This window comes from Alkalibacterium sp. s-m-28 (assembly GCF_054658175.1).
On sequence record NZ_BAAGIQ010000118.1, the window covers coordinates 1 to 4,862 of the forward strand.

Here is a 4,862-nt window from a genome sequence, read left to right on the forward strand (position 1 = left end):
ATGCAAACCAACGGTTAGCTGAGAGAAAGAACAGAAAAGAAATAGCCGTGTAATTTTTAAAAAATAGTCATTTTGAAATTAGACGAGTGTTTCCTTTTTTAAAAAGTTAGTTATGAAATTGGTTCATATAGAAAGAGGTAAATAATAATGTCTGAACAAACATTTAACGAAGTAATAACAAACCATTTTGAAAAACTGGATTTATACACTACTGCGATTACACGGGCCCATGGTAAGAACCATCCAGAAGCCTTTGAAGTACGTGAATTGTTTGAAACAATTAGTGGAAAAGTAAAAGACGCAGGTACGAACAAACCTGACTTAGATGCTGAATTTGCTCAATTACGAAAAATCACAGACAACTAGACCATTCCTGGAGATGTATGTGAAACGTATGCAGGCACATTCGAGATGTTATCAGAAGTAGATAAAGCATATCAGGCTTAAAGTAACTCAAAAACAAAAGAATAGATTGGTTTACGGTCGTTAAAAAATGAAGGGGGAAATGATTTATGCAAAAAGCAACGATTCAATTAGAAACCTTATCTTGCCCATCTTGTCTCCAAAAGATTGAAAATGCGGTGAAAGGAATAAATGGTGTGAATCAAGATAGCTTGAAAGTAATGTTCAATGCAAGTAAAGTAAAAGTAGCTTTTGATTCAGAAGCAGTCGCTATTAACGATATCGAAAAGGCAATTGAAGACTTAGGATATCCTGTTGTCAAATCAAAGGTAAAACCTGCTTAATCGAGTGAATAGAAAGGAAGCCTAAGATGCCCTCTTAGGCTTATTATAAAAAGGAGAGGTTATTTTGGAAAAAAACCAATGTTGTCATCACCAACATGGACATGCAGAATGTATTCGTATTGTTCCCATTTTCAACCATCTGGAAGACTCACAAATGGATTTGATTGCGGAATCTGCCAAGACACTTCATCTACAAAAAGGGGAAATGTTATTCCGTGCAGGTGAGAAAGATGATACCTTATATATTATCAATTCAGGTAAGGCTCGGATTTACCGCTTATCGGATTCTGGAAAAGAACAACTTGTTCGCATTTTAAATCCCGGTGATTTTACAGGTGAAGTCGCCATTTTCCAACCTGGAAGTATTCATGAGAACTATGCGGAAGCACTACAAAATACATCCATTTGTTTAATTAAACGAGAGGATTTACAAAAGTATTTGGTGGAATATCCGCAAATCTCATTAAAAATACTGTCAGAAGTAACGATGCGTTTGAAGGATTCTGAAAAACAAACCACACAAGTAGCGATTGAAAATGTAGAAACCCGCATTATATCCTTTTTAGCTGAGAATGTTGAAAAGGGAAGTGGCAATAGTCCAACGATTATCTTACCAATGTCCAAAAAGGATTTAGCCTCGTATCTTGGTACCACACCAGAAACAATCAGCCGTAAATTTACTACTCTAGAAGAACTTGGATTGATTAAACAGTTACCGAAAAAGGAAATTAAAATAATGGATTTAGATCAATTGTTACTTCATACTGAATAAATATAAGAGAGTAGCGTGCTATCATCTAACGGGTTAAGTTCACTCGTAGGGATTTCTGCTTGCAGTATTACAGAAGGGGCTTGTAATGCGGGTGGAAGATTTTTATTTTTTTACTGGAGATGATGAGAGGATGTATACACTATGCAGATGCAGTTTGAAATGCGGAGCACGTTTCATTACTTTATGATCGTTTTTCCTTTCGCGCTCGCCATTACATTATATATATTCACTCGATACAAAGCATTTGCAGTAAAGAGACATGTTGCCATAGCGATGGGGATAATCCTGGTAGGCATATTAGCTACCAGACAAATTTATGTTTTCAGTACCGACGGCTTGGGTCCTGAAGTTTTCCCATTCCATATTTCTCACTTTGCCAACATCCTGCTGCTTATGGTTGCGATTAATCCTGCTCGTCGTGTGATTAGCACGATTGCCTGGTGCTTGGCTGTGCCTGCAGGTCTGGCAGCCATCATATTTGCCGATGCACTGGAAACATACAGTAATGTACTTAGCATCCGAGGACTTTCCTATATTTTTGGGCATATGCTGATTGTAGCGACGGGGCTATACCTGCTGTTAACAGAGATGATCCGGATTGATCGAAGAGCCCTTTTAAAAGCTTATGCGATTGTGGTGCCGCTGTATGTGTTGTCAGTTATCGTAAATAACTGGTTCACTGATATTTTTAATGAGCAAGCCAATTATTTATTTACCTATACACCGGGATCGGCAGCGCCATTAGTGTACTTGCACAGCCTCGGCTCTGATATCACAGTATCTGGAATGACATTCAATCCGGTTTACATTCTGTCTCTTACCATTATAGGAGCGGTCGTCATGTTCCTGATGTATCTGCTGGCGAAGCTTTGGTATGTCAGTCAGGATTCCAACCTTAAAAGGAAATGGGCTAACTGAAAACAAAAGAATGGCGTAAAGGAGCTTTTATGCCCTCTTAGAAGATTCATTTAGCATGTAGAGAACAATTCAAACTTTGAAACAACCGCCTCTGCTTGCTATACTTATCAAGACTAACCAATAGAAAGGTGTTTTTTATGCGGATTATTATTTCACCGGCAAAGAAAATGACGGTAGACAACGACAGCTTTAATCACAACCAGCTGCCTAAATTTTTAAATAAAACAGAGGAGCTGTTGAATCACCTAAAGTCCTTAACTTACGATGAACTGAAGAAAATTTGGAAAGTAAGCGACAAAATCGCAACATTAAATTACGAACGGATTCAGGAGATGGATGTGCGGAAAAATCTGACTCCGGCAATACTCGCTTATGAAGGCATTCAGTACCAGTACATGGCGCCCAATGTTTTAGAGACAGACCAGCACACATACTTAGAGCAGCATTTAAGAATTCTCTCTGGCTTTTATGGCGTCCTCAAACCCTTTGACGGTGTGACCCCTTACCGTCTGGAGATGCAGGCTAAACTAAATCATGAAAGCTATCCCTCAGTATATGCCTTCTGGAGTGACCAGCTGGCTAAGCAACTTCTGGATGAAACAGATACAATTATCAACCTCGCATCAGAAGAGTATAGCAAAATCATTACAAAATATAATGACCAGGCTCAGATTATTCGCTGCAAATTCGGGGAACTCATAGACGGAAAAGTAAAAGAGAAAGGGACTATGGTCAAGATGGCAAGAGGAGAAATGGTCCGCTTTATGGCCGAAAACCAGGTACAGTCACCGGAAAAGCTTAAAGACTTCAATCACTTAGAGTTTTCGTTTAGTGATGATTATTCAACAGAGAATGAATATTTGTTTATTAAAGGTTAAAAGAGCAATGAAAACTATAGTTGCAGGAACAAGATAGGATAAAATAGAACGTGTTATGTATAAAAAAGAATAGCGCTTTTGGCATTCATGTAGTATGATTAAATCTTTACTGAATCTCTATTTATAATAATTGCCCAAAATAAATATAATGAAAGGGGCTATCAAATAATAAAATAATAAACTGATTTTTGATAGAAAGTATCATATAATTAAACAATAGAGTCCAGTATAAACTAGTGTGTAAGAGTTAATAGTTCAGTATGGGAATGTTTAGTTAATAAATACGAAAGAGTGGTGAAAATAATGCCTACGATGAAAGATGTTGCGGAGTTGGCAAATGTAGCGGTAGGAACTGTTTCAAGAGTCATAAACAAAAACGGTACGGTGAAAGAGAGTACAAGGAAAAAGGTCGAAGAGGCAATTAAGGAAATAAATTATGTGACTAATAGTTATGCAAGGGGCCTGAAAACTAACAAAACGAATACTATAGCTTTGATAATCCCCACTATATGGCATCCGTTTTTTTCTGAATTGGCTTATTACGTTGAAACAGAATTAGAAAAAAAAGGCTATAAATGTCTGCTGTGTAATTCGGATGGAAATGCGAGAAAAGAATTAGAATATATTACCATGTTGCAGCAAAATAAAGTAGATGGAATCATAGCTATTTCATATAACGATTTAGATCAATATGTATCATCAAATCTTCCTTTTATCAGTATCGATCGTCACTTTGAAGATGATGTCATACATGTGACTGCTGATAACTTGCAGGCGGGAGAAATAGCAGCTAGTGAATTAATGAAAAGAGGGTGCAAGCACTTAGCTTATATAGGTGGGTACTCAAAGTTCCCTAATGAAACGAAAAAACGTAAGGAGTCTTTTATAAAATTAGCTAAAGAAAATAAGGTTAAGGTATCCGAACTGAGTATGCCGGAACCTATAAATGATTTAGAAGAACAAGTTATTAATTTTATAGAGTCCAATAAGAGCATTGATGGAATTTTTGCAATTAATGATTTTATGGCACTGGATGTTATTGAAATATTAAAAAAATTAAAAAAGAACGTGCCAGATGATATTCAGATTATTGGTTGTGATGGGATAAAACTGTCATTAGAGAGAGAAGAATTAGTATCCACTATAAAGCAACCTGTAAGAGATATGGCAAAAATGTCTGTTGGCAACTTAATTAAGATAATCAGCAAAGAACCGGTTGAAGATCAAGCTATTTTGCCAGTTAAATTTATTGCAGGAAAAACAACAAAATAAGTGTTGACATGTAAACGGTTGCGTGTTACATTTAGGCAAATGAAACGTTTCATTTGCTGTTAAAAGTTTATTTACCCTCTCGAATCTTGTGGGAGGGCATTATAAACAGCGATTTATGAAACGTTTCATAAATTTGAAACGTTTCATTATTTGTGCGCCCGGCATGGGCGACAACTTGGTGGTGAAAGTCCACTACAGACTTGGCAGTAGGAACTGTTAGCGAAAGTCAAGGGTGTCCGCCGTGAGGCGGAATCTGAAGGAAGACGGACGCAAATG

Annotated in this window: 6 protein-coding genes; all 6 read left to right on the plus strand. The window is 37.1% G+C overall.

Going from position 1 to position 4,862, the window contains the following annotated elements; translation table 11 throughout:
* The first annotated feature begins 147 nt into the window (after nucleotides 1-147).
* The 6 genes from ACYQ4S_RS10745 (at nucleotide 148) to ACYQ4S_RS10770 (ending at nucleotide 4,586) form a co-directional block, all read left to right on the plus strand.
* Nucleotides 148-366, plus strand: coding sequence for an iron-sulfur cluster repair di-iron protein, ric (locus ACYQ4S_RS10745; RefSeq protein WP_459771076.1), 219 nt, complete (start codon nucleotides 148-150; stop codon nucleotides 364-366).
* 146 nt (nucleotides 367-512) lie between these two features.
* Nucleotides 513-746, plus strand: a complete 234-nt coding sequence (locus ACYQ4S_RS10750) for a heavy-metal-associated domain-containing protein (protein WP_459771078.1) — start codon at nucleotides 513-515, stop codon at nucleotides 744-746.
* A gap of 64 nt (nucleotides 747-810) precedes the next feature.
* Entirely contained in the window at nucleotides 811-1,518 is a 708-nt protein-coding gene (locus ACYQ4S_RS10755) for a Crp/Fnr family transcriptional regulator (RefSeq protein ID WP_459771079.1), read from the plus strand.
* A gap of 141 nt (nucleotides 1,519-1,659) precedes the next feature.
* Nucleotides 1,660-2,436, plus strand: a complete 777-nt coding sequence (locus ACYQ4S_RS10760; protein WP_459771081.1) for a TMEM164 family acyltransferase — start codon at nucleotides 1,660-1,662, stop codon at nucleotides 2,434-2,436.
* A 137-nt stretch (nucleotides 2,437-2,573) separates the two neighbouring features.
* Entirely contained in the window at nucleotides 2,574-3,314 is a 741-nt protein-coding gene (gene yaaA, locus ACYQ4S_RS10765; protein ID WP_459771083.1) for a peroxide stress protein YaaA, read from the plus strand.
* A 300-nt stretch (nucleotides 3,315-3,614) separates the two neighbouring features.
* Nucleotides 3,615-4,586 (plus strand): LacI family DNA-binding transcriptional regulator, encoded by a 972-nt coding sequence (locus ACYQ4S_RS10770; protein ID WP_459771085.1) that lies wholly within the window; start codon nucleotides 3,615-3,617, stop codon nucleotides 4,584-4,586.
* The last annotated feature ends 276 nt before the right edge of the window (nucleotides 4,587-4,862 follow it).